Here is a 23,730-nt window from a genome sequence, read left to right as displayed (position 1 = left end):
TATTTTCAAAAATATTACAAATTCAGACAATATATTTTAAATTGTCTGAATTTTCATTATTATATAAGCGTTATAACGTATTTAATATTGGGGAGGAATAGGGATGAAGAAAAAGCCTTTTAAAGTGCTGTCTACGCTTGCGGCGGCAGCAGTGCTTAGTTGCACATTTGGGGTAGGTAGTCAATCTGTTTATGCGGCAACGCCGTCTAATGTAGGATCTTTAAGTCCGGTTGATGAAAATTTAATTCAAGAGGACCGTCTAGCAGATGCGCTCAAGAAACGCGGTGTAATTAATAGTTCTGCGTCGAAAGAAGACACATTAAAAGCTGTTGAAAAATACGTAGAGAAGAAAAAAGGCGAAAATGCTGGGAAAGAACCAGCAGCAGGGGATAGTGTCTCGAGAGAAGCGTTTGACTTTTTGAAAAAAGTGAAAGATGCAAAAGCAGATGCGAAAGAAAAAGCTGATCAACCTGCTAGTGGCCCGGTAGTTGGACAAGAGCCGGTTAAAGGGGGATTAAACGGCAAAGTACCAACTACTTCAGCGAAGCAAAAACAATATAATGGTGATGTCCGTAAAGATAAAGTGCTTGTATTGTTGGTGGAGTTTGCTGACTTTAAGCATAACAATATTGATCAAGTACCAGGTTATATGTATTCAAATGATTTTAATCCAGAACATTATCAAAAAATGTTATTTGGTAATGAGCCATTTACACTCTTTGATGGTTCAAAAGTACCAACATTTAAACAATATTATGAAGAGCAATCTGGTGGTAGTTATACAGTAGATGGCACAGTAACAAAATGGTTGACAGTTCCTGGTAATGCGGCTGTAGAAAGTGGTATTGATTTATCTGAATTTGACGAATACGATCAATATGACAATAATGGTGATGGCAATAAAAATGAACCAGATGGTCTGATTGATCACTTAATGGTCATTCACGCTGGAGTTGGGCAAGATGGAGGCGGTGGTAGACTAGGTGATGATGCAATTTGGTCGCATCGTTGGCACCTTGGAACACCATATCCAATTGAAGGAACAAAAGCAAAAGTTGATAACTGGGGCGGTAAAATGGCAGCGTACGATTACACAATTGAGCCAGAAGACGGAGCAGTTGGTGTATTCGCACATGAATTTGGTCATGATTTAGGCCTTCCGGATGAGTATGATACGAAGTATTCAGGAGCAGGGGAGCCAATTAACTCTTGGTCTGTTATGAGTGGCGGCAGCTGGGCTGGTAAAATTGCAGGTACAACGCCACCGAGTTTCTCTCCGCAAAACAAAGAGTTCTTTCAAAAGAACATGGGTGGAAACTGGGCAAATATTGTAGAGGTAGACTATGATAAATTAAATCGTGGTATCGGTTTTGCAACGTACTTAGACCAAAGTGTAACGAAATCAGCTCGTCCTGGTCTAATTCGCGTTAACTTACCAGATAAAGAAGTGAAAGGTATTCAGCCTGCATTCGGTAAGAAATATTACTATAGTACAAAAGGCGATAATCTTTATACAACATTAGAAACACCAGTGTTTGATTTAACAAATGCAACACTGGCGAAGTTTGATTACAAGTCATTGTATGAAATTGAAACAGATTATGACTTCCTTGAAGTATATGCAGTGACAGAGGATAATAAGAAAACGTTAGTCGATCGAATTGGCGAAAAGAATGTGAAAAATGGTCTAGATACAACGGATGGTAAATGGGTAGATAGGTCATATGACTTAAGCAAATTTAAAGGTCAAAAAGTAAAACTAGTATTTGAATACATTACAGATGGTGGCTTAGCACCGAACGGTTTTACTTTTGATAACGCTACATTAACTGTAGATGGAAATGTTGTCTTCTCTGATGATGCAGAAGGCGAATCGAAATTAAAATTAAATGGTTTCGTTGTAGCAAACGGTTTTGATAAGAAGAAACATAACTACTATTTAGAGTGGAGAAACTACGCTGGTGCTGACCAAGCATTAAAATATAGCAGCGGTGTACCGTATAATACAGGTCTTGTTGTATGGTATGCAGACTCTAGCTTTACAGATAATTGGGTTGGTATTCATCCAGGAGAAGGTTTCTTAGGGGTTGTTGACTCTCACCCAGAGGCAATTGTTGGAACGCTAAACGGCAAACCAACTGTTCAAGGTAGTACACGATACCAAATCGCAGATGCTGCATTCTCCTTTAATCAGACGCCAGCATGGAAAGTTGTATCTCCAACACGCGGAACATATGATTACAAAGGATTACCAGGTGTAACGAAGTTTGATGATTCTAAATTGTATATAAATGATTTAATCCCAGATGCAGGACGTAAATTACCGAAGTTTGGATTGAAATTTGAAGTAGTTGGACAAGCAGATGATAATTCTGCAGGTGCAGTTCGTTTATATCGTTAATAATGGAGAAGCTGTTGAAGGGGATTCCTTTCAACAGCTTTTTTCATAGAAACATAAATTTCATTAAGCAATTAGTTGATGTCCAGATTGATTAAAATATATTTCTATGCAGGTTGGCTTACTTCTTTAAACCAGCCGCATAAAACGGGCCGTGAACTGCGATAGTTGATAAAATACGAGCAATTTCCTTAGGTGTTTCTTTTTGGCCATTATTTAACCATTGCTGAATGACACCTATATGAGCAGATGCCATATAAGAAGTTAGGTATTCGCTTGGAACAAGCAAACTCTCTTTATCAATAAGAGCCCCATTCGTATCTTCAAATAGTGTTTTCCACATAAAGTCTTTCAGTTTTGTTTGGAAAGATAAATCTCCTTTTGGACTTAACACAGCTTTCATAAAATCACTATTTTCATTTAGAAATTCAAGAATAGAAGCGATAAGTACAAATGGCGTCGTTGGGGAAGGGTTTGAGCCAAGATCGGCAATCACTTCAGGGAATTTTTGTTTGGCAATGCTAGAAAACTCATGCATAATTTCTTCTTGGCATTTCGTCATTAAATCAAATTTATCTTGATAGTGCGCATAAAATGTACCGCGATTTATGTTCGCTTTCGTTGTAATATCTTTTACTGTAATGGCGTCAAAACCTTTTTCTTCAATAAGCTCCACTAGTGCATTTCGTATGGCCGTTTTCGTACGAATAACACGTAAATCTAAATTACTATCACGCAAAGCATGTCCCTCCTTAATTTTACTCAACACATTTAGCAAAAGTGTCTTATAACCGACACATTCACGATTTTTGATTATTGAATAAGATTTAGCTCAAACATATAATTCAAAATATAAATAAACAACACGTTGTTCATTTATTGTAACGAAAATTAAAGGAGGAGAAAAGAAAATGTTTAAAAACAAACTTTTATTGTTAGCACCAGTTATTGCACTACTTGTTGTTTTTATTTTTTCATTAACATTATTCCCAACTGTTCAACCAAAGCCAAAAAACTTGCCAATAGCAATTGTAAATGAGGATCAAGGTGTAGAAGTTCCAAATCAACCGAAAATGAATATGGGGCAAACAATTGTTGATACTATCAAAAAAACAGCGAAATCAGATGAAGAACCTGCGGTGAAGTGGGTAGAAGTGAAAAATAAGGAAGCAGTTCAAAAAGGTTTAAATAATCAAGAGTATTATGCGGCATTCGTCATTCCGAAAGAATTTAGTGTGAAACAGGCTTCATTACGAACACCGCAGCCATCTTCACCAGAAGTAGAAATATTAATTAATCAAGGAATGAATATGGCTGCATCAACTATGGCAGGGCAAATGTTAAATGGTGTAGTGGATAATATGAGCAACAATGTTCGCACACAAATATTAGATGGATTGAAAGCAAGGGGAGCTACTTTAACAACAGATCAAGCTTCAAAATTAGTAACACCTATTGTAAAGAACGTGAAAAATGTGAATGAGGTTGGAAAAAACAGTGCGAATGGTAACTCACCAATGTCATTATTCCAGCCGTTATGGATTGCAAGTTTAGCTAGCGCAGCAATTATCTTTATTGCGATTAGTAAAATGCCGGTACGTACAAGAAAAGAAAACTTTGGATTAAAATTAAAACAAATAGTAGCTGGAGCAGTTGCGACACTTGTAATTGGTTTTGGCCTTACGTGGATTGCAGATGGGATGGTAGGGTTAAATATTTCGAATTTCACGGAGACAGCGTTGTTCTTATCCATCACGTCTTTTAGCTTCTTCTTAATGATATCGGCGGTACTTTCATTAGTTGGGCTAAAAGGTATCGGTTTATTCGCACTCTTACTATTCTTCGGGGCACCGTTATTATCATTAGCGCCTGAAATGTTGGCGCCATTTTATCAAGATTGGGTTTATTCTTGGTTACCAATGAAATTTATGATCGAAGGACTCAGGGAGATCTTCTTCTTCGGAAAAGGGTTAAGCTGGAATACACCTGTTACTGTGCTCGTTTGGATTGGTGTGGTAAGTATGGTTGTTATACTAGCAACTGCATTGAAGCGTAGTGCAGTAAAGGGACATAAAATGGAATTGAATGCTTAAAAGATAAAAAACGTTTCACTCGTAGTGAAGCGTTTTTTGATGAAATCATTAGGAATCGTTAAGGAAATTAAGCAGCGATAGATAGGGTTTTAAAATATGTTATACGTGATTGAAGTATTCGTGTTTGCAGTAATTTTTTTGTATACATGCTCCTACTATTTCAAAGTGCATAAAATGTTATGCGAAATTATGGAGGGGATACGATGTATAATTCGAATTATCATGATTGGTATAGGCAAAATGATAAGTTGATAAGTGATATTGAAAAAGCTATAAACGGAGAATATAGCGCTATAAGCTGCTACGCAAAGTTAGCTAACATGGCTCCAAATCAAGTAGAACGAAATCAGATTCTTGAAATTCGTAATGATGAAATAAAGCATTTCCAAAACTTTGTCCAAATTTATACGAACTTAACTGGCAGGCAGCCTAAACCACAGATTACCGAAGAATGTCCAAATAGGTACTTACAAGGATTAGAATTCGCTATACAAGATGAACAGAAGACAGTAGATTTTTACTTAGAAATTTCAGATGAAACATCGGATGCACATTTGAAAGAGTTATTGCGCAGAATAGCTGCTGATGAACAAAACCATGCGGTGTGGTTTTTATATTATTTTGTGAAGACGAAGTAAATATAAAGAATGATGGCTGATGTGATGAATATATTAGAAATTATTTTAAAGCGCAGTGCAACAATTGAATGAAAAACCTAAATATAAGCAGAAAGAAACCGTTTCATAAGTAGTGGGACGGTTTTTCGCGGTGAAATACAAGTTACATAGGTATCGACAAAATATAGTAGTTGAATTTGGTATATAATGTATGAGATGAAAACGAAAATAAATAAGCTAGGAGCAAATAAATGAAAAGAGGAATTATTGTAGATATTCCAAATGAATATGATAATCTACTTTGGAAAGTGTTAAAGCCGATCGATATTACGTTATTTGATTGGCGAGTGGAAAATGAGGAATCTTATTTCAGATTACCTGATGGATTAGGATCAGAATTATTTTCAGAAGACAACAAGGTAATGAGTGGATTAGAATTGAAAAAATTAATAAAAGACAACATATATTATCTCATTTTTGCAGATTTAAAAGCGTATCCAAAAGGAGAAGTATTAGAAGAGATTGAAACATATGAAGAGTTCACAGAGAGCAAGTATGAAGTAGTCGTATTAGTAGCGGACGGTGATTATATACACATTTACGCTAAAGATCAAAAAGTGATTGAATTGATGTATGAAAACGCACTGAATCAAGGTTTTTATGTTGAATACGTTACAGACGAAAATGACGGTAGAACGCGTTTGTCAGTATAGTAGTAATTTGAAAGGGGAACGGCAATATGGAGAGAAATACAGTTAAAGAATATACAATACGAACTGCTACTGAAGAGGAGAGCGATAGCATTATTACTCTATTAAGAGAAGTAGCAGAGTGGTTACAACATAAAGAAGTAGATCAATGGCAGTATCTGTTAGGAGGAGAGGCTACAGCTGAAATATTAGAATGTATAAGAAATAAATATACGTATATTGTTATGAAAGAAGATGAAATTGTTGGTACGATTACAGCATCTCCTAAACAAAATGAATGGGATGAACATATTTTTGGTAAAGAGGAAGTTTCGGATTCAGTATATATTCATAGATTTGCGGTGAGACGGAAGTATAAGGGGAATGGAATAGGAGAATCGATTTTGCAGTGGGTAGAAGAAAATGTACAGTGTGATAAAGAGTACTTGAAGTTAGATTGTGTGGGACATAATCGTACGTTGAATGATTTTTATAAGAAAAATGATTTTGAGTATGTGGGCAGTACGGATGGGCTTAGTAAGTTTCAAAAGAAAAGGAGAAAATAAATGAATCCAATTAACGTAAGTTTAGTTGAGAAGTTAATACAGAAACAGTTTCCTGAATGGGCACATTTAGAAGTGAAACCTGTAAAGTTTAGTGGACATGATAATAGAACGTTTCACTTAGGAGATCAGATGAGTGTTAGATTACCAAGTGATGCAGCATATGCACCGCAAGTAGAGAAAGAAAACAAGTGGCTTCCTATATTAAATAAGGAACTTTCTTTACCAATTTCTGCACCAATTGCAAAAGGGCATCCGTCTGAAGAGTATCCGTGGCCATGGTCTATTAATAAGTGGATAGAGGGAGAGACAGTTACGAAAGAAAATGTTCGTGACTTACATGAATTCGCAGCGGACTTAGGATCATTTCTACTAGAATTGCAATCCATTGATTCTAGTAACGGACCAATAGCTGGAGCGCATAACTTTTACCGAGGCGGGTTTATATCTGTATACGATGAAGAAGCGAGAGTAGCTATTGAAAACAATAAAGACGCTTTTGATGAGGCATTGTTAAAGCACCTTTGGGATTTAGCGCTCCGATCAAAATGGGAACGCACACCAGTTTGGATTCATGGAGATGTTGCGCCAGGGAATTTACTCGTTAAAGATGGAAAGCTTTGTGCCGTAATTGATTTTGGTATACTAGGAGTAGGTGATCCGTCGTGTGACGCGGCGATGGCATGGACATTTTTTGATGAAAATAGTAGAAATGTATTTAAAGAAGTGTTGAGGATGGATGAGGAAACGTGGGATAGAGCGAGAGGATGGGCGCTTTGGAAGGCGTTAATTACATATGATGCGAATAGAAATAGTAATGAAAAAGTAGCTGAGGAAGCATATCGTGTAATCCAAGTGATTGTGGATGATTATAAAATGAGATGAAAATAGTAATGTGTAGCACAAGTTTTGATTGAAGTTATTTGACGTTTACTATGCAATAAAAAGGAGGGAACATAATTGAAAGTCAGGCAAGGGAAATATGAAGAAATAAAATTGCGTGATAGAATTCCAGGTATGGTTGAATATATAGATAGCACAAGACTTCCGGCTGATTTTCACTACTATATCCCTCCACACTGGCATAGAAGTATTGAAATTAGTTTAGTAATATATGGAGACGTTTTTTTGTATGTAAATGGGCAAAAAAAGAAAGTATCAGCTGGCGAGTTTATTTTTGTAAACAGTGGAGATGTGCACGAATTTGAAAAAGTTGAGAATGCAAGTTGTGCAGTAATGATGTTAATAGTTTCGTATGAATTTCTTAAAGAGCTAAATGCTGATTTTGATAAATATAGATTTACTCTACAAGCATCATTTGTGCAGAAAGAAAAGCTCCAACAAATATTTTATGAATTAAAGGAGTTAGTCACAAATTTTGATGAGTTAAGTTATATAAAAATGAATAGTTTAATTTATGAGATTGTTTATATTCTATTGCGCCACTGTAAAGATAGAAAAAAAGAAGATAATGATTTTCAATTTGGAAATAAACAAAAAGAGATAATTACATATATGTATGAACATTATGATGAAAAGCTTAAAATGAAAGATGTAGCGAAACACTTTTTTGTAAGTGAGGAACATTTTTCTCGGATGTTCAAAAAATCTTTCGGATCAAATTTCATCTCTTTTTTAACGAGATACAGGCTTCATAAAGCGTATGAAGATATTATTAGCAGTACGAATTCTATACAAGATATAGCAGTGAAACATGGATTTCCCAATGTGAAGTCATTCATTTCGCAGTTTAAAGGGAAATATGGGGATACACCATTACAGTATAGAAAAAATATCATATCAAAAAATGACAATAATTGAATCAAATATGAACAACAATAAAAATACGTTCCATGTTACATTTTGTACATGGAACGTATTTTTATTTAGTAAATGGAAATGTATACGGTTATATAATTTTTCGGAAAATGAAAGCGTTAAAAAAGAGATGGGGGAATAGTGAATGTCTAGAAAATATAGCTTAGATTTATTAGAAAAGATTCAAGAAAAACAAGAAACCATCAATGTACAAGGCGCAGAAGTAATAGTGAAAAACATACCAGATTGCGATGAAAAGGGAGCAATGGATCCACGTCTTTATAAAGATATGAAGGTTCAAATGAATATAATGAGGTTTATGCCTAAAAATATGATGAAAATGGACGCTTCTGAAAAATCGGTAAAGAATATGAGAAAGCAGTTTAATGGTATTAAAAGCGTTCCAATCGTAACGAAAGATATAAATATTACGAATGAAACGGTTAAAGCGGAAGATGGATATGACATTCCGATAAGGATTTATAATAGTATTTCAAAACGAGAAAACGCGCCAATTTTATATTTTATTCATGGTGGCGGATTTATGGCGGGATCACCAGATGTGGTAGAAGAACTTGTGAAATTAATAGTAGAAAAAACAGATATATTAGCAGTTTCTATAGATTATCGATTAGCTCCAGAACATCCTTTTCCAACTGGACATACAGATTGTTACACTACTTTAAAATGGATTTATGAGAATGCTGAAGCATTCGGCGGTGATAAGAATAATATTTTTGTTGCGGGTGATAGTGCTGGAGGGAACTTAACACAGTATTGTACAACGAGAGATATGGAAGATGGTAGAAACTTCGTTAAAGGGCAATTACTTCTGTACCCTACACTTAACATGTGTGACTATGAAGACGAGTTTTATTCTTGGAGTATAGATAAATATGAGATTGCTCCGAAATATAAAAAAGGATTAGAAAAAATGCTTAATATGATGCATGCAATGGTCGGAGGGATGGCAGAAATACTTGGTACGGAAGACATTCATTCGAAGTATTTAAGTCCATACGTTGATGTATCTTCAGATTATCCAAGTACATTTATTACGGTAGGAGAACATGATTTTTTAATGATTGAATGTTTAGCGTATGCAGCTAAATTGAAGAAACAAGGAGTGGATACTGAAACGATTCTCTATCGTGGTTTAGGGCACGCGTATGGAGATAATGTAGGTGTCTATCCTCAAAGTGAAGATTTAGCAATTGAGATGGGGAGTTTTATATTGAAGCATAGTAAGAAAGACTCCTACTTTGAGCAATGATTTTAAACTCTACTTTGTGCCTTAAGTGAGAATATCTAAAAAGTATATAAAAAGCCTAATTTGATCGATATGTTTCAAATTAGGCTTTTTCATATGATTAAATATTCAAGATCAAAAGAAGGAATAAAACTATATTATACAGAATATTTAGATAATAGGAGGTGTCGAATTTTGAGTGAAATTGAATTAAAAAGTAATGTAATTAAGACAGGAAGAGAGAGGAGTATGATTCTTCGGTTTATACTCGCTAGTCTCGTTGGGGTGTTTATGTTTTTCGTACCTGTTACGATAAATGGAGCTTCTTCTATTATGATTGATCATATCGTATCGTGGATCCGTACTTCAGTTCCGGGCGTAGTACCTTATTATGCATTGTTTGTTATGGTGATTGGTGCGATTTATCCATTTTATACGAAGAAATGGAATGCATCTATCGTAGACATTTGCTTTTCTATTTTAAAAGTAGTTGGTGTTGTTTTTGGCGTATTATATTGTTTTAAAGTGGGACCAGCTTGGTTTTTTGCACCAGATGTTGGGCCGTTTTTGTATGAGAAACTAGTTATATCGGTAAGTTTACTCGTTCCAATTGGTTCGGCGTTTTTAGCGTTATTAGTCGGATATGGGTTGCTTGAATTTATCGGTACATTTTGCCGTCCGATTATGAGACCTTTATGGAATACGCCGGGACGATCGGCAATTGATGCGGTTGCCTCCTTCGTTGGAAGTTATTCACTAGCCTTATTAATTACGAACCGTGTATATAAAGAAGGAAAGTATACGACAAAAGAAGCAGCCATTATCGCTACAGGGTTTTCTACAGTATCCGCAACATTTATGATCATCATCGTAAAAACATTAGACATTATGCATTTATGGAATGTTTATTTTTGGACTACACTTGTAGTAACATTCATCGTGACTGCTATCACCGTAAGAATCCCACCTCTTAGTAGAAAACCCGATACATATATTACGAAAGAAGGGTTCCCAGAGCCCGTTTATAAGGAAAAAATGTTAGAACGTGCTTGGGAAGATGCATTAGAAGTATCAAAATCTGCACCGAGCATTATGAAAAATATTGCAGTGAACTTAAAAGACGGTTTTATTATGACGATGGGAATTTTACCATCTATTATGTCAGTAGGGTTAATTGGTATCGTCTTAGCGAAGTTCACGCCAATATTTGATTGGATCAGTTATATTCTTTATCCATTTACATGGGTTTTACAATTACCAGAAGCAGACTTAGCTGCTAAAGCGGTATCAGTTGGTATTGCAGAAATGTTTTTACCATCATTATTAGTTGTAAGTGCGCCGCTCGTGACAAAGTTTGTCATTGCGGTTGTTTCGGTATCATCTATTTTGTTTTTCTCCGCTTCAATCCCTTGTATATTATCGACAGATATTCCGTTAAAAGTATCTGAACTTATTATTTTGTACGTGCAGAGAACGATATTAACGTTGCTTATTATTACGCCGATTGCTTATTTGGTGCTTTAATAGGAAACCCTCGCTTTCTATGTGAGCGAGGATTTTTTTGTTAAAATCATTATATATAAATTTTAAGATATTTATTCATATGTTATAGTAACAAAAGAAGGGGGCTTACAAATGGAAATCATTCACGAAAGAGCGAAGTTACGGTTAATGGATAGTGGTGATGTCGAAACTTTGTTTTCGATTGTAGAAGGAAATAGGCAAATTTGGGCGTATTTAATCTCTAAAATGGAAACTGTTCAAGATATGCAGCAATATGTTCAAAAAGCGATAAAGAGTTATGGAAAGGGTACACAAATCCCTTTCGCTGTAGTGGATCAACAGACGAACAAGATTGTAGGGAGTACACGTTTATATAATATTTCAGTAGAAGATAAAACAGTGGAGTTAGGGCAGACGTGGTACCATCCAAGTGTGCAACGTACGAGTATAAATACAGAATGTAAGTATATGCTTCTCCAGTATGCTTTTGAAAAACTGCATATGCTACGAGTGCAAATTAAGACGGATGTAAGAAATGAAAAAGCACAACGAGCAATTGAAAGGTTAGGCGCGGTAAAAGAAGGTGTGCTAAGAAATGAAAGAAGATTGCCGAGCGGTCATGTGAGAGATGCAGTTGTGTACAGTATTATTGCGAGTGAATGGTCAGGCGTGAAAGGAGAATTGTTAGAAAAATTAGAGTTACACAAAGAAAAGCTATAATTCGTATTTTGTAAGGTATATGATCGTAATTTGCGAATAATATACCTTTTTTTCTTACAAAACACTAACTTATTTAATTTACTTTTGTTTCATCATTCCCTTCTGAGAAAAAATTCGTTACAATGTAGTTGTATGGTAATAAACTAATGAATTAAAATTGTAATGAAAACCGCAAATGAAAAATGAATTGATAATCCTCAATTTTAAATGAAAACCCTTTTATATATAATAAGTAAAATACCTTCTTTTAAACAAACTCAAACAAAACGATTTGATATAAATGTTTTTTTATAGAAGTATGGATGATGTACGGAGGCAATTACAAATGAAAGAAAATAAGAAGAGTAAAAAAAGACGAATCTTTCAAGTGTTTTTATTAATGATTTGTTCTGCTATTTTGTATGTGAGCTATGCAGCTTACGATATTTGGAGTTATCGCTTTAAAACGGATGATGATGTGAAGACAGATGCTGGTATCGTGCTAGGAGCAGCTTCATGGAACGGAAAACCATCTCCTGTATTTAAGGAAAGAATTAATCACGCGATTTCTCTATATAAAAACGGAAACATTAAGAAAATTATTTTTACAGGTGGTACAAAGTTTGAAGCAGAGCTTGAGGAAGCTCGCACTGCTAGAGTATATGCATTGAAACAAGGTGTAAAAGAGGAGGATATTTTAATTGAAACAAAATCCCTTTTCACTGAAGAAAATTTAAAGAATGCGAAGGAAGTTGGAATAGAGAACGGAATACACTCATACACGATTGTAAGTGATCCACTTCATATGAAACGCGCAATGAGAATCGCAAAACATATTAACATTGAGGCATATGCTTCACCGACTCCAACATCAGCATATAAAACGTTAGATACAGAAATTCCATTCTTTTTTAAAGAATTATTCTCGTATATCGGATATGTAACCTCTTTGCCGCTAAAGGCATTGAAGGGGGATTAATATAAGAAAAGGACCTGTTTTTCTATAGGGATTTTTCTTATAATCCAAAAACATTGTATTTTTATCGGAATAGTGAAACAATAGAGAGGTAGCTTCATATAATCATAATGACAAAATGAACGGTTTATGAATCGAGCATTTACGGGCAGCCCGACTCCCACTGAACTTCTTTGCTCCACCTGAATTTTGAGGTGGGAGTTTTACTGCCCGCAAATAGCGGGATAAAGGAGATTATAGTATGGCACTCTCATTTGTTGAAACAGAAGAACAATCTTTCATTATTGAACAAATAAATAAATTGATTCCGAAGTTCATGGAAAGGGAGCATCAATTAAGTGAATTAGGATCATTTCCGTATGAAAATATTAATAATTTAAAAGATATCGGATATACGAAAATAACGTTACCGAAGGAATTTGGTGGTAGTGCGATTTCTTTATATGACTTCGTTTTATTTCAAGGGAAAATTGCAGAAGGCTGTGGAGCTACTGCATTATCGATTGGATGGCATATCGGTATTGTAAAAGAGCTAGCTGAAAATCGCTCTTGGAATGATGGAATGTTCAAATGGTTTTGCGAAGAAGTGCGTAATGGTGCACTCTTTAATCGGGCAGCAACAGAACCGAAAACAGGAAGTCCGACGCGTGGTGGTAAACCAGAAACAATCGCGGTGCAACAAGGCGAGAAGTGGATTATAAATGGAAGGAAAACTTTTACAACGATGGCACCAGTACTTGATTATTTTATTATTTCAGCAAGTATGGAAGGCCGAGAAGAAGTTGGTGAGTTTGTCATTCCAAGAAATACGCTCGGTGTATCAATTGAAGAAACATGGGATAGCGTTGCGATGCGAGGAACTGCTAGCCACGACCTTGTCTTACAAAATGTGGAGATAGAAAACCGCTTCTTTACGAATGTATTGGGCGGGAAAGTGAAACAAAAGGGTATTGGCTGGTTGCTACATATACCAGCATGTTATTTAGGAATCGCACAATCAGCAAGAAATTATGCAGTTCAGTTTGCGGAATCATACAAGCCAAATAGTTTAAACCATTCTATTAGTTTATTACCGAGTGTTAGAAGATTAGTTGGAGAAATAGAGCTTGAGCTTATGCAAGCTCGCGTCTTTTTATATCAAATTGCGAAAAAGTACGATGAGGCAGAAGATAAACTATCACTACAAGCAGAACTAGCGGCAGTGAAATACGCAGTAACAAATGCGGCGATATCTATAGTAGATAAAGCAATGCGTATCGTAGGGGCAAAAAGTTTATCAGAAAAAAATCCACTTCATCGTTATTACTTAAATGTCAGAGCGGGTTTACACAATCCGCCGATGGATGATGCAACATTGTCTATACTGGCGGATGTAGCATTTCGGTCGTGATGTTTTAGGAATAGAGCTTATGAATTTAAATGTTATTGTTTATGGACAATATAGTTGTTTTGAAAGCACGTGTTTGATTAGTAATCGAACACGTGCTTTTTATTTGTTTGCCATCCTAGTTTGAAATGTAGTGTTTTCATATAAATGATTATCATGATTTGATGAATGTTCCTAGATGAAAAATATTTATTGTAATGCCGGTTTGGAAATCTTGTAAATACTTACTAGATTTAATCCCAAATTAAGGGTCTTTCCAAATTTATCATTCGCAAATATTGTAAAAATTGACCTGCATGGACTGCATCATGATAGGCAATTCGTAAAAGCATATCTCCTAAATATCGTTGATAGCCAACATCGCTTCGATCAATAAGTGTTGAATTTAACTCTGTTACGTTTATTGATTGAACATATTCTATGAATTCAGTGAAGTATGATTGTGCTAGTGCAATCTCTTTTTTAACACAAATAATTGGTTCGTTATCATACGGAATTTGTATGTCGTTTATCGATCCGTTGTTTTTTAAAATCATATGATAGTAAAAAGTTGAGCTCCATACATGACGAATCATCTCACCAAAGGACATAGCCTCATTATCAGGTTTCCAAGTAAGAAAGTTATTGGGAAGAGAACTCCATAATTTTTCTGAGCGTCTTCTCGTTTCTTTTAAATTTAAAATACTAAGATCAATTGCATTCATTTTAAAATCCCCTTTACAATTAAATTTAAAATAATTGTATCAATTTAACAGTTAGGGTATCATCGAAATATGAATGTATATCCGAATATCTCATATGTAGCTAAATTAATTGCTGAACCTACAAGAGCAATCATCTTAGATTGTCTAATGAATAATCAGGCGCTGCCTGCTAGTGAATTAGCTTATATGGCAAAAGTGTCACATCCAACAATTAGTTCTCATCTTTCTAAATTAGTAGAGGGGAATCTACTTACAGTTGAACAACATGGTAGACATCGTTACTATCGACTTGCTAATCAAGAGGTAGCGGAAGTTCTTGAAAAGTTAGGAACAATCGCACCAACAGTTCAAGTTCGCTCTTTAAAACAATCGGGTCAATTAAAACAAGTTCGTTATGCTCGAACTTGTTACGATCATCTTGCAGGCAAACTTGGTGTAGAGATAGCTGAAAAATTACTAGTTAGGGAATTAATAACTTTAAAAGATGGAGAATATATTGTAACGGAACAAGGGAAAGAATGGTTTCTGAATTTTGGAATAAATATTGAAAAGGCAGAGACAAAAAGGAGAGTATTTGCAAAACCTTGTCTTGATTGGAGTGAACGACGCTACCATATTTCTGGTTGGTTAGGGTCTGAAATAGCAAAACTGTTTTTTGAACAGGGATGGATTACAAAAACGGATAAGAGTCGAGCGGTTCATCTTACAAAGAAGGGCGTAAAATTATTGGAAAATCAATTAGATATTGATATGAAAACTGAAGAAAGAAATGCTTGAAATTATATTGGTACTGCTATTGCATCTATCATTTCGATTATAATTTTTACAGTTCTTCATACGAACCAGCTTTCGGATCTTGCTATTTATTTACCTGGTGCGGTGATACTTACTATTGCTTATCTTATTTCTAAAAGATCCATTGCATATGTCATGGCGATACATATATTAAACAATTGCCTTGGTTTCATTCTGTAAGAAACTAAACATAGTTCTGTTGCAAAGTTAAAAAACAGGAACAGAAATGATAAACGAGGATTACAATGTAGACAGTGACTAATAATGTAGGTAATCCCTTGTACGTCGAAAAACCGCAGTTTGAATGTAAACGGTGATAAGGTGTTTTTTGTTGGGAAGGAATTTGTAACTTTTAATAGAATAATTTATGAAGATGATTAGATAATAAATGTTTACACATAAGGAGATAAAACTATGGAAAAGAACAAATTACTAAGAATGGACAATGTCAGTATCGTTGTAGAATCTCTTGATGACGCAATCTCTTTCTTCGAGGAGATTGGCTTGAAACTCGAAGGGCGAGCTACTGTCGAAGGTGAATGGGCTGGTCGCGTAACCGGACTGGGCTCCCAGTGCGTAGAGATTGCTATGATGGTTACGCCAGATGGCCACAGCCGAATTGAACTTTCGCGATTTCTCACCCCACCTACTAAATCAGATCACCGGACTGCTCCTGTAAACGCCCTCGGTTATTTACGCGTCATGTTCACTGTTGAAGACATTGACGAAATGGTATACAGACTCACGACTAAGTGTGGTGCTCAGCTCGTTGGCGAAGTGGTTCAGTACGAGGACTCGTATCGACTCTGTTACATTCGTGGAACCGAAGGGCTTCTAATCGGTTTGGCGGAACAACTCGGTAACAAATAAGAAAGTGAAGTTTTATAAAAAACTTTACTGAAATATATTACTGAAGTGAAAATTGAAACAGAATAGTGGTGTGAAAGTAACTTTAAGAAGTATGGTACGTCATGACAGGACTCTCCGAACCACTTGGTCGCCGGGGAAGAAGCAGGGAAGAGATTCAGGCAACATCTCTGTGAAAACGTTATATGCTAATTCTTCTCAATTTGAAGAAATTTATTATTCAATAAAAGGGCGCTTCTCCAGAGCGACAAAAAAGCCAATTTCCTTAATTTTAATATTGAGAAATTTGGCTTTTAATTTTGGAATTTCTTTAACGTTGTAAATTCGTATTTTCCTGAGCTACCCTATGCTCATCAAACTAAGAAGAGCAACTACTCCAAAGCGAGAAAATTGACATCTCCAGATGAGGATGTACAATTTTTTGTTTTGAGGATGCTCCAAAATATTAGCTTGATAGCAATGGGCAGCATCCCTTGAATAGCTTCGAAGAACTCAATTCTAAAAAATACATCTGAACGAGAGATAATGGAATGTTCTTTTGTAAGATGTATATCTTTTTCTCTTTTTAGTAGTATTGTTCATGAAAAATAGCACATTACAAATAAGTGTTATCAATTGAAAAAATCTTTCTTTTCATTCTTCTTTTTATAGTTTTATAGGAGAAAGCTAGGCTTCTTATTTTTACTAATGTATAATAAGAAAAAAGCACGAAAAGAGGTTATCTCATGCTAGAGGTTATTGCAACATGTTTAGAAGATGTGAAACGAATTGAAAGCGCGGGTGGGAAGCGGATTGAATTAATTTCATCTTATACAGAAGGTGGATTAACGCCGAGTTATGCATTTATTAAAAAAGCGGTAGAAGCAGTAAATATACCGATTCACGTTATGATTCGTCCGCATGCGAAGTCTTTTACATATACGGAAGAAGAAATTGAAATGATGAAAGAAGACATTAGCGTTGCGCAGAAGTTAGGTGCAGCAGGCGTTGTATTAGGCGTATTAAACGAACAAAAAGAAGTTGATAAAGAGAAGCTAGCAGATTTGTTATCTGTTGTAGATGGAATAAATGTAACGTATCACCGTGCGATAGATGATATAGAAAACCTAGTAGAAGCGATGAGAACTTTAAAGGAATTCCATAAAGTGACTCACGTGTTAACTTCAGGTGGACAAGGAAATATAGTAGATAATATTCCAGTGCTTAAAGATATGCAAAAGGTAAGCGATGGTCAAATTCAACTTGTAGCTGGAAGTGGTGTAACGAAAGAAAATATAAAGCAGTTATTAGATGAAACTGGAATTTCGCAAGCTCATGTCGGTACAGCGGTAAGAGAAGGTAAATCATGTTTTTCTGAAATTGATCGAAGTTTAGTGCGAGAATTAGTTGAAATAATAAAATAAGTGCATAAGAAAGAGGAGAAACGATGAAGGAAAATACGAAGAAAGAATTATTCTCTTGGGTTAAAACAATAGGGTTTACCCTTGTACTAATTGTAATTATTCGCGGTGTTTTATTTACACCTTCTTTAGTGCAAGGTGAATCGATGATGCCAACGTTAGAAAATAATGAGCGCGTTCTCGTGAATAAGATTGGTTATAGTATAAGTGGATTAGATCGCTTCGATGTTATCGTCTTCCACGGAAAAGAAGGGTACGACTTAGTAAAACGAGTAATTGGTTTACCAGGTGATACAGTTGAGTATAAAAACGATGTTTTATACGTAAACGGAAAAGCGATGGAAGAACCGTATTTAAAAGAGTTTAAAGAAAAAGCAGCTGGCCGTGTATTAACTCCAGACTTTACATTAGAACAAATCACAGGGAAAACGAAAGTGCCAGAAGGCCAAGTATTTGTTTTAGGAGATAATCGTGAAGTTTCTAAGGACGGTCGCATGTTTGGCTTTATTTCAGAAGATGAAATTGTTGGAAAAGGACAAGCTGTTTTCTGGCCATTGAAACAAGTAAGAGCGTTATAAAGCAAGTATGGGAGAAATGTTCTTCTTGTGGATTTAAATCACATTTTTTGTAAAACTGAATGTTCATTTAAGAAAGACAGAGGTCATTTTGATTATTATTTTTCAAAATGACCTCTGTTTATTTGAAAATAGTGTTGCAAGGAGGGAATTTAAATGATAACGAAAGAAGCAGAAGTTATCTTAAACAGGAAAGGAGCCAGGAAAGTAAACGAAATTCCTAAAGAGGTCTTACAATTACTACAGCAAGGGAAAGTAGAAAGTGTTAATCTAACAGAATGGCTAGCTATAAATCATATTGAACTACTCAAAAATGTCTTACCTTCAATAGGACTCAAGAATAGTTTGGAAAGCATAGTAGCTGAATTAGAAAAACAGAACGTGGAAACAGGAATGAAAGTCATACGAATAACAGGAACTTTATTGGATGAAATTATACTCAAAGAGAATGAAGGAAACAAGGAAGATGTATTGTTAAAATTATCTAATCATATTTCAGATAGTGTACGATGTTGGGCAGCGTTTATGAATAAAAAATCAAATAACACATTAAAAGATACATTAACGTACATTCGACCTTTTGCAGCGGATCATCATTTTGGTGTTCGAGAAATTGCTTGGATGTCTATTAGAGAAGATCTTTCACAGAATATAGAAAAAAGTGTGGAGTTGTTAGTAGAATGGGCAAAAAGTGAAGATGAGAATATTCGTAGGTTCTCTGTAGAATCTATTCGTCCTCGAGGTGTATGGAGTAAACATATTGAAATATTAAAACAAGAACCTGAAAAAGCACTTCCTATTCTTAATTTACTTAAATCAGATCCATCAAAATATGTCCAAGATTCGGTTGGAAACTGGTTAAATGATACAAGTAAAACGAAACCGGATTGGGTAATGAACCTGTGTGAAGAATGGGAAAAGGATACTGACATAAAATCAACTAGTAGAATTATTAAAAAAGCTAAAAGAACGATTTTGAAAAATAAGTAATATGTACCTAATAGACTTGTTAGTTGAACGAAGGAACAATCAATCAATCAATCAAGTTAAAAAAGAATACTGTGAATAACAATGAGAAGAGCATGTTTTGATCAAAAATTGATTCAAACATGCTCTTTATATTTTCTTTTATAGCAGTGTTATTAATGAAAAGTGATCAAATTTTATTTCAAATCTAAACTTCCGTACTTTTTTATTGTAACTTTTATTCTAATAGTTCGTTCTTCAAGTGTTAAAGTTTTGTCAATCATTCAAGAGCCTTTTATTTTATATAAATCACTTATTATTTGTGTTTTTTTAATAGCGGACAAAATATATCGGATTATGTACGTGAAAAAAATATTGATAGAATTGAAAGAATATTTTATAATTTTAAATTATATCTTTGTTTCGAAAAATGGAATTAAAGTTCCGAAATTCGGAACAAAAAGGAGATAGGATGAGTATAAATAAAACGGCAGTGAAGACAATGGATATTTTAGAGTTATTTTATGAGCATGAAGAGTTAAGTTTAACAGAGATGGTTCAGCTTACAAATATGCCAAAAACATCTGTTTATCGTTTAATCGGTTCGCTAGAAGAAATGGAGCTTTTACAAAAAAATGAGAAGGGGAAATATTGTCTTGGAGTCGTTTTTTTAAGGTTTGGGCAACTTGTTTCACAAAGATTATCAGTAAGAAATATTGCGATTCCATATATGAAAGAGCTTAGAGATAGTTTAGGGCAGGCAGTTAATTTAATTATTCAAGATGGTAATGATGCAATTTACGTTGAAAAGATGGAAGGAGTTCAGCCGGTACGTGTTTATACAGCGGTTGGAAGAAGAGCACCTCTTTATGCGGGGGCATGTCCGAGAATTTTACTATCTTATTTTTCTGAGGAAGAGAAAAGGAAGTACATAGAGGAAACCGATTTAAAACAGTTTGCGGATGGAACAATTGTGAATAAGGAACATTTGCTAGAAGTATTACAACTAGCGAAAAAGGAAGGTTACACAATTAGTTATTCTGAATTAGAAAATCATACAGCAGCTATAGCAGCTCCGATTTTTGCGAATGATGGAACGGTTGTAGCAGGTATTAGTGTTTCAGGTTTAGCAATTGAGTATGGCGAAAGTAACATTTCATATTTTACTGCGAAAGTGAAAGAAACAGCATACCGCATTTCGAAAGAACTCGGCTTTTTGGCATAGAAAGAGGGAATGGGATGAAGTTTTCTGCGTTAGGGGATCAAGCAATTATTGTTACGTTTGGTGAAGAAATTAGGATGGATATATACGGAAAAGTGCAGCGATTATTTCAAGCGTTGAAACAACATCCATTTACAGGAATGGTTGAATGTGTGCCATCGTTTACTTCATTAGCAATTTACTATAATTTGTACGAAGTATGGATGCAAAATGAGAGAGGTGAAAGGTCATATGATTACGTTTGCCAATATATACAGGAGCTGTGTGATTCATATAAAGAAGAAGTGAACCAGAAAGTGAAACATATTTCTATACCAGTTTGCTACGGAGGCGAATATGGGCCGGATTTAGAAGAGGTCGCACATTATCAAGGTTTGCAAGTAGAGGATGTTATTCGTATACATAGCGAAACAACATATTTTGTGTATATGTTAGGTTTCACACCAGGATTTCCATATTTAGGGGGACTATCAAAAAAATTAGAAACACCTAGAAAAGAAACACCACGGTTACAAATTGCTCCTGGTTCGGTAGGGATTGGTGGAAATCAAACAGGTATTTATCCGCTTGAAACACCGGGTGGATGGAATATTATCGGCCGAACACCGATTTCATTATTTAATCCAAGAGAAGAATCACCTACCTATATTCAAAGTGGTATGTATTTACGTTTTATCCCGGTAACAAAGGAAGAATACGTATCGCTAGAGGGGGCTAAAGAATGGATGTAGAGGTTTTACATGCGGGGATGCTTACAACAGTCCAAGATTTAGGACGATTTCATTATCAACAGTATGGTGTACCAGTTGGCGGTGCGATGGATAAAAATGCACTTAGGCTAATCAATATGTTAGTCGGTAATGAAGAAAATGAAGCAGGTTTAGAAATGACGATAATGGGACCTAAATTGTTACTAAAGAAAACGACTTTGCTCGCGATTGGCGGAGCGGATTTGGAACCGTTATTGAATGGAGAACGAATTCCGTTATGGCGTCCTATTTTAGCAGAAGAAGGCAGCATGCTTTGTTTTGGAAAAGCGAAACGTGGGTGCAGAGCATATGTAACATTTGCGGGTGGTATTCATATTGATCATACAATGGGAAGTAAAGGTACATATATGCGAGCTGCTATTGGCGGGATTGAAGGAAGGATGCTCAAAAAGGGTGACTATTTTCAAATTGGTACGCACGCAGAAATGGCGAGTGGTTTCATTCAGAACTTACAAAAGGAAGAGCGAATAAAAACAAAATGGGCAATTCGTAATAACGTCTTACCAAAATATAAGAAGCATCCTACGCTTCGCGTCATAACAGATTTTGAATATAATCAGTTTACAGAAAAAAGTAAAGAGTCATTTTTTATGAAAGAGTATAAAGTGTCCAATTATGCTGATCGCATGGGATATAGGTTTGATGGGGAAGTTTTAAATAGAGAAATAGAACAAGAAATTCTATCAAGTCCTGTTACATTTGGAACCATTCAAGTTCCAAATGGTGGGCAGCCTATTATATTAATGGCAGATAGGCAAACGACAGGTGGCTATCCGAGAATCGGAAATGTCATTTCAGTAGATTTACCTCTGCTTGCCCAGCTGAAACCAGGGGACTATGTAACTTTTGAAAAAGTTTCTATAGAAGAAGCGGAGCAATTGTACATAGAGCAGGAAGAAAATATGAAACTATTAAAGAAGTTCATCGCTTTACGAAGCTGAGAGTAGGAGGGAAATATCGTGACGACAATCGATTTGAATTGTGATTTAGGAGAAAGTTTTGGAGCTTATAAAATGGGGAATGATGATGAGATTCTTCCGTTCGTTTCCTCTATAAATGTTGCTTGTGGTTTTCATGCGGGTGATCCGATCGTTATGCGTCAAACAGTTGAAAAAGCTTTGAAACATAACGTAGCAATAGGGGCGCATCCTGGATTTCCTGATTTAATTGGATTTGGAAGAAGAAACATGAATGTTTCAGCAAGTGAAGTATATGATTACGTTTTATATCAAATTGGTGCATTAGACGGGTTTGTGAAAGCGGCAGGGGCGAAGATGCATCATGTGAAACCGCACGGTGCCCTATATAATATGGCGGCAACTGACCCAGCAATTGCAGATGCAATCGTAAAGGCAATTTCTCATATGAACCCGGATCTATTACTTTACGGATTAGCAAATAGCGAGGCGTTTATACAAGCTGCAGAAAAATATAAAGTAACATTCATGCAAGAAGTTTTTGCTGATCGTACGTATAAGCAAGATGGGACATTAACAAGTCGTACAGAAAAAAATGCACTTATAACAGATGAAGGCGAAGCGATAAAACAAGTGCTTCAAATGGTAAAAGAAGGATATGTAGAAACGGTGAATGGAGAGAAAGTAACAGTTCAGGCGCAAACAATTTGTTTGCATGGCGATGGAGAGAAAGCGGTACAATTTGCGGAGAGAATATACAGAACATTCGCACTTAATGGTGTTTCTATATGTGCACCGAAATAAAAAATGAGGGGAAGTGCTGGAAATGATTAAATTAATTGGGATACTACTTGTTGCAGTTGGCTTTCTATTTAGGTTAAATACACTATTAGTAGTAATGGTTGCAGGAATTGTTACTGGTATGGTTTCAGGATTAAGTTTTTATGACGTCATCAGCATGTTCGGTAAATTTTTTATAGAAAATAGATATATGTCTATGCCTATTATACTAACTTTACCTGTAATCGGAATTTTAGAGCGTTATGGTTTAAAAGAAAGAGCAGAAGCACTTATAACGAAATCAAAAGGGGCAACAACTGGAAGAGTATTAATGTCATATTTTACAATAAGAGAATCATCAGCGGCACTAGGGCTGAATATTGGTGGTCATGCGCAAACAGTAAGACCGCTCGTTGCACCAATGGCAGAAGGAGCGGCACAAGGTAAATACGGTAAACTTCCGGAAAAATTAAGAGAAAAGATTAAAGCAAACGCAGCTGCTGCGGAAAATACAGCTTGGTTTTTCGGAGAAGATATTTTTATCGCAACTGGTGCGATTTTATTAATGAAAGGATTCTTCGATTCAGTAGGTATGCATGTCGGAGTATGGGATATGGCGCTTTGGGGTATTCCAACAGCAATATCCGCACTAATCGTAAGTTGGATTAGATTCAGAAGGTTTGATAAATATATAGCGAAAACAATGAAGGCAGAAGGAAAACAAGAGAAGGAGGCTATATAA

The 23,730-nt window shown here is 35.5% G+C and carries 24 protein-coding genes and 1 pseudogene; 23 read left to right on the top strand and 2 right to left on the bottom strand.

Annotation, left to right across the window (positions count from 1 at the left end):
- Window positions 1-103: 103 nt before the first annotated feature.
- Window positions 104-2,401: an immune inhibitor A domain-containing protein gene (locus G9F74_RS11365; protein WP_016108711.1), complete on the top strand. Its 2,298-nt coding sequence runs from the start codon at window positions 104-106 to the stop codon at window positions 2,399-2,401.
- 118 nt (window positions 2,402-2,519) lie between these two features.
- Here the strand turns inward: G9F74_RS11365 and G9F74_RS11360 are convergent, their stop codons facing one another.
- The gene (locus G9F74_RS11360) at window positions 2,520-3,137 is read right to left on the bottom strand and encodes a TetR/AcrR family transcriptional regulator (protein WP_001205673.1); all 618 of its coding nucleotides are present in this window, start codon (window positions 3,135-3,137) and stop codon (window positions 2,520-2,522) included.
- Between the two features lie 172 nt (window positions 3,138-3,309).
- Between G9F74_RS11360 and G9F74_RS11355 the strand changes: the two genes are divergently transcribed.
- From G9F74_RS11355 to G9F74_RS11305, 11 genes are all read left to right on the top strand, one after another.
- A complete protein-coding gene (locus tag G9F74_RS11355; RefSeq protein WP_016108710.1) occupies window positions 3,310-4,491 on the top strand; it encodes a YhgE/Pip domain-containing protein in 1,182 nt (393 codons plus the stop codon).
- 203 nt (window positions 4,492-4,694) lie between these two features.
- A complete protein-coding gene (locus G9F74_RS11350; RefSeq protein ID WP_016108709.1) occupies window positions 4,695-5,129 on the top strand; it encodes a ferritin-like domain-containing protein in 435 nt (144 codons plus the stop codon).
- A gap of 230 nt (window positions 5,130-5,359) precedes the next feature.
- A complete protein-coding gene (locus G9F74_RS11345; RefSeq protein ID WP_016108708.1) occupies window positions 5,360-5,821 on the top strand; it encodes a DUF2691 family protein in 462 nt (153 codons plus the stop codon).
- 26 nt (window positions 5,822-5,847) lie between these two features.
- The gene (locus G9F74_RS11340; RefSeq protein WP_000440853.1) at window positions 5,848-6,363 is read left to right on the top strand and encodes a GNAT family N-acetyltransferase; all 516 of its coding nucleotides are present in this window, start codon (window positions 5,848-5,850) and stop codon (window positions 6,361-6,363) included.
- Window positions 6,364-7,245: an aminoglycoside phosphotransferase family protein gene (locus G9F74_RS11335; protein ID WP_016108707.1), complete on the top strand. Its 882-nt coding sequence runs from the start codon at window positions 6,364-6,366 to the stop codon at window positions 7,243-7,245. It abuts the gene before it with no gap.
- 75 nt (window positions 7,246-7,320) lie between these two features.
- Window positions 7,321-8,181, top strand: coding sequence for an AraC family transcriptional regulator (locus G9F74_RS11330; RefSeq protein WP_000868380.1), 861 nt, complete (start codon window positions 7,321-7,323; stop codon window positions 8,179-8,181).
- A 142-nt stretch (window positions 8,182-8,323) separates the two neighbouring features.
- Window positions 8,324-9,451 carry an alpha/beta hydrolase gene (locus G9F74_RS11325; protein WP_016108706.1) on the top strand — a complete coding sequence of 376 codons (1,128 nt, stop codon included), beginning with the start codon at window positions 8,324-8,326 and terminating at the stop codon, window positions 9,449-9,451.
- 171 nt (window positions 9,452-9,622) lie between these two features.
- Entirely contained in the window at window positions 9,623-10,951 is a 1,329-nt protein-coding gene (locus G9F74_RS11320) for a YjiH family protein (RefSeq protein ID WP_033668536.1), read from the top strand.
- Between the two features lie 111 nt (window positions 10,952-11,062).
- Complete coding sequence (locus tag G9F74_RS11315; RefSeq protein WP_016108704.1) at window positions 11,063-11,650, top strand: GNAT family N-acetyltransferase; 588 nt, start codon at window positions 11,063-11,065, stop codon at window positions 11,648-11,650.
- Window positions 11,651-11,975: 325 nt separating this feature from the next.
- Window positions 11,976-12,608: a YdcF family protein gene (locus tag G9F74_RS11310; protein ID WP_000662220.1), complete on the top strand. Its 633-nt coding sequence runs from the start codon at window positions 11,976-11,978 to the stop codon at window positions 12,606-12,608.
- Between the two features lie 238 nt (window positions 12,609-12,846).
- Window positions 12,847-13,995, top strand: a complete 1,149-nt coding sequence (locus tag G9F74_RS11305; protein WP_001218351.1) for an acyl-CoA dehydrogenase family protein — start codon at window positions 12,847-12,849, stop codon at window positions 13,993-13,995.
- 230 nt (window positions 13,996-14,225) lie between these two features.
- Here the strand turns inward: G9F74_RS11305 and G9F74_RS11300 are convergent, their stop codons facing one another.
- The gene (locus G9F74_RS11300; protein WP_016108703.1) at window positions 14,226-14,696 is read right to left on the bottom strand and encodes a DinB family protein; all 471 of its coding nucleotides are present in this window, start codon (window positions 14,694-14,696) and stop codon (window positions 14,226-14,228) included.
- 69 nt (window positions 14,697-14,765) lie between these two features.
- Between G9F74_RS11300 and G9F74_RS11295 the strand changes: the two genes are divergently transcribed.
- The 11 genes and pseudogenes from G9F74_RS11295 to G9F74_RS11245 all read left to right on the top strand — a co-directional run bounded on the left by G9F74_RS11295 (window position 14,766) and on the right by G9F74_RS11245 (window position 23,730).
- The gene (locus tag G9F74_RS11295) at window positions 14,766-15,473 is read left to right on the top strand and encodes an ArsR/SmtB family transcription factor (protein ID WP_016108702.1); all 708 of its coding nucleotides are present in this window, start codon (window positions 14,766-14,768) and stop codon (window positions 15,471-15,473) included.
- Window positions 15,474-15,671: pseudogene (locus G9F74_RS11290) on the top strand (CPBP family glutamic-type intramembrane protease); the annotation flags it as partial. It abuts the gene before it with no gap.
- Between the two features lie 234 nt (window positions 15,672-15,905).
- Window positions 15,906-16,361, top strand: coding sequence for a VOC family protein (locus tag G9F74_RS11285; RefSeq protein WP_016108701.1), 456 nt, complete (start codon window positions 15,906-15,908; stop codon window positions 16,359-16,361).
- A gap of 722 nt (window positions 16,362-17,083) precedes the next feature.
- Window positions 17,084-17,761 carry a copper homeostasis protein CutC gene (locus tag G9F74_RS11280; protein WP_000895104.1) on the top strand — a complete coding sequence of 226 codons (678 nt, stop codon included), beginning with the start codon at window positions 17,084-17,086 and terminating at the stop codon, window positions 17,759-17,761.
- A gap of 23 nt (window positions 17,762-17,784) precedes the next feature.
- Window positions 17,785-18,336: a signal peptidase I gene (lepB, locus tag G9F74_RS11275; protein WP_000662506.1), complete on the top strand. Its 552-nt coding sequence runs from the start codon at window positions 17,785-17,787 to the stop codon at window positions 18,334-18,336.
- 153 nt (window positions 18,337-18,489) lie between these two features.
- The gene (locus G9F74_RS11270) at window positions 18,490-19,323 is read left to right on the top strand and encodes a DNA alkylation repair protein (RefSeq protein WP_016108700.1); all 834 of its coding nucleotides are present in this window, start codon (window positions 18,490-18,492) and stop codon (window positions 19,321-19,323) included.
- A gap of 448 nt (window positions 19,324-19,771) precedes the next feature.
- Window positions 19,772-20,524: an IclR family transcriptional regulator gene (locus G9F74_RS11265; protein ID WP_000026373.1), complete on the top strand. Its 753-nt coding sequence runs from the start codon at window positions 19,772-19,774 to the stop codon at window positions 20,522-20,524.
- 14 nt (window positions 20,525-20,538) lie between these two features.
- Window positions 20,539-21,252: a 5-oxoprolinase subunit PxpB gene (gene pxpB / locus G9F74_RS11260; protein ID WP_000672290.1), complete on the top strand. Its 714-nt coding sequence runs from the start codon at window positions 20,539-20,541 to the stop codon at window positions 21,250-21,252.
- A complete protein-coding gene (locus G9F74_RS11255; protein WP_000382261.1) occupies window positions 21,243-22,232 on the top strand; it encodes a 5-oxoprolinase subunit C family protein in 990 nt (329 codons plus the stop codon). Before pxpB ends, G9F74_RS11255 begins: the two co-directional genes overlap by 10 nt.
- A gap of 18 nt (window positions 22,233-22,250) precedes the next feature.
- Entirely contained in the window at window positions 22,251-23,012 is a 762-nt protein-coding gene (pxpA, locus tag G9F74_RS11250) for a 5-oxoprolinase subunit PxpA (RefSeq protein ID WP_016108699.1), read from the top strand.
- Window positions 23,013-23,034: 22 nt separating this feature from the next.
- Complete coding sequence (locus G9F74_RS11245) at window positions 23,035-23,730, top strand: DUF969 domain-containing protein (protein ID WP_000593386.1); 696 nt, start codon at window positions 23,035-23,037, stop codon at window positions 23,728-23,730.

The sequence above is a fragment of the Bacillus sp. EKM202B genome, from assembly GCF_011066025.1.
In the GTDB taxonomy this organism is placed as follows: domain Bacteria; phylum Bacillota; class Bacilli; order Bacillales; family Bacillaceae_G; genus Bacillus_A; species Bacillus_A toyonensis.
This window is presented reverse-complemented; position numbering and strand designations above follow the sequence as displayed.

What these genes read in the sequence shown, in the direction of transcription:
- pxpB (WP_000672290.1), top strand. Translation starts at nt 20,539, where the DNA reads ATGAAGTTTTCTGCGTTAGGGGATCAAGCAATTATTGTTACGTTTGGT.
- lepB (WP_000662506.1), top strand. Translation starts at nt 17,785, where the DNA reads ATGAAGGAAAATACGAAGAAAGAATTATTCTCTTGGGTTAAAACAATA.
- G9F74_RS11245 (WP_000593386.1), top strand. Translation starts at nt 23,035, where the DNA reads ATGATTAAATTAATTGGGATACTACTTGTTGCAGTTGGCTTTCTATTT.
- G9F74_RS11265 (WP_000026373.1), top strand. Translation starts at nt 19,772, where the DNA reads ATGAGTATAAATAAAACGGCAGTGAAGACAATGGATATTTTAGAGTTA.
- G9F74_RS11300 (WP_016108703.1), bottom strand. Translation starts at nt 14,696, where the DNA reads ATGAATGCAATTGATCTTAGTATTTTAAATTTAAAAGAAACGAGAAGA.
- G9F74_RS11310 (WP_000662220.1), top strand. Translation starts at nt 11,976, where the DNA reads ATGAAAGAAAATAAGAAGAGTAAAAAAAGACGAATCTTTCAAGTGTTT.
- G9F74_RS11335 (WP_016108707.1), top strand. Translation starts at nt 6,364, where the DNA reads ATGAATCCAATTAACGTAAGTTTAGTTGAGAAGTTAATACAGAAACAG.
- G9F74_RS11355 (WP_016108710.1), top strand. Translation starts at nt 3,310, where the DNA reads ATGTTTAAAAACAAACTTTTATTGTTAGCACCAGTTATTGCACTACTT.
- G9F74_RS11345 (WP_016108708.1), top strand. Translation starts at nt 5,360, where the DNA reads ATGAAAAGAGGAATTATTGTAGATATTCCAAATGAATATGATAATCTA.
- G9F74_RS11285 (WP_016108701.1), top strand. Translation starts at nt 15,906, where the DNA reads ATGGAAAAGAACAAATTACTAAGAATGGACAATGTCAGTATCGTTGTA.
- G9F74_RS11340 (WP_000440853.1), top strand. Translation starts at nt 5,848, where the DNA reads ATGGAGAGAAATACAGTTAAAGAATATACAATACGAACTGCTACTGAA.
- G9F74_RS11255 (WP_000382261.1), top strand. Translation starts at nt 21,243, where the DNA reads ATGGATGTAGAGGTTTTACATGCGGGGATGCTTACAACAGTCCAAGAT.
- G9F74_RS11350 (WP_016108709.1), top strand. Translation starts at nt 4,695, where the DNA reads ATGTATAATTCGAATTATCATGATTGGTATAGGCAAAATGATAAGTTG.
- G9F74_RS11270 (WP_016108700.1), top strand. Translation starts at nt 18,490, where the DNA reads ATGATAACGAAAGAAGCAGAAGTTATCTTAAACAGGAAAGGAGCCAGG.
- G9F74_RS11305 (WP_001218351.1), top strand. Translation starts at nt 12,847, where the DNA reads ATGGCACTCTCATTTGTTGAAACAGAAGAACAATCTTTCATTATTGAA.
- G9F74_RS11315 (WP_016108704.1), top strand. Translation starts at nt 11,063, where the DNA reads ATGGAAATCATTCACGAAAGAGCGAAGTTACGGTTAATGGATAGTGGT.
- G9F74_RS11280 (WP_000895104.1), top strand. Translation starts at nt 17,084, where the DNA reads ATGCTAGAGGTTATTGCAACATGTTTAGAAGATGTGAAACGAATTGAA.
- G9F74_RS11365 (WP_016108711.1), top strand. Translation starts at nt 104, where the DNA reads ATGAAGAAAAAGCCTTTTAAAGTGCTGTCTACGCTTGCGGCGGCAGCA.
- G9F74_RS11295 (WP_016108702.1), top strand. Translation starts at nt 14,766, where the DNA reads ATGAATGTATATCCGAATATCTCATATGTAGCTAAATTAATTGCTGAA.
- G9F74_RS11325 (WP_016108706.1), top strand. Translation starts at nt 8,324, where the DNA reads ATGTCTAGAAAATATAGCTTAGATTTATTAGAAAAGATTCAAGAAAAA.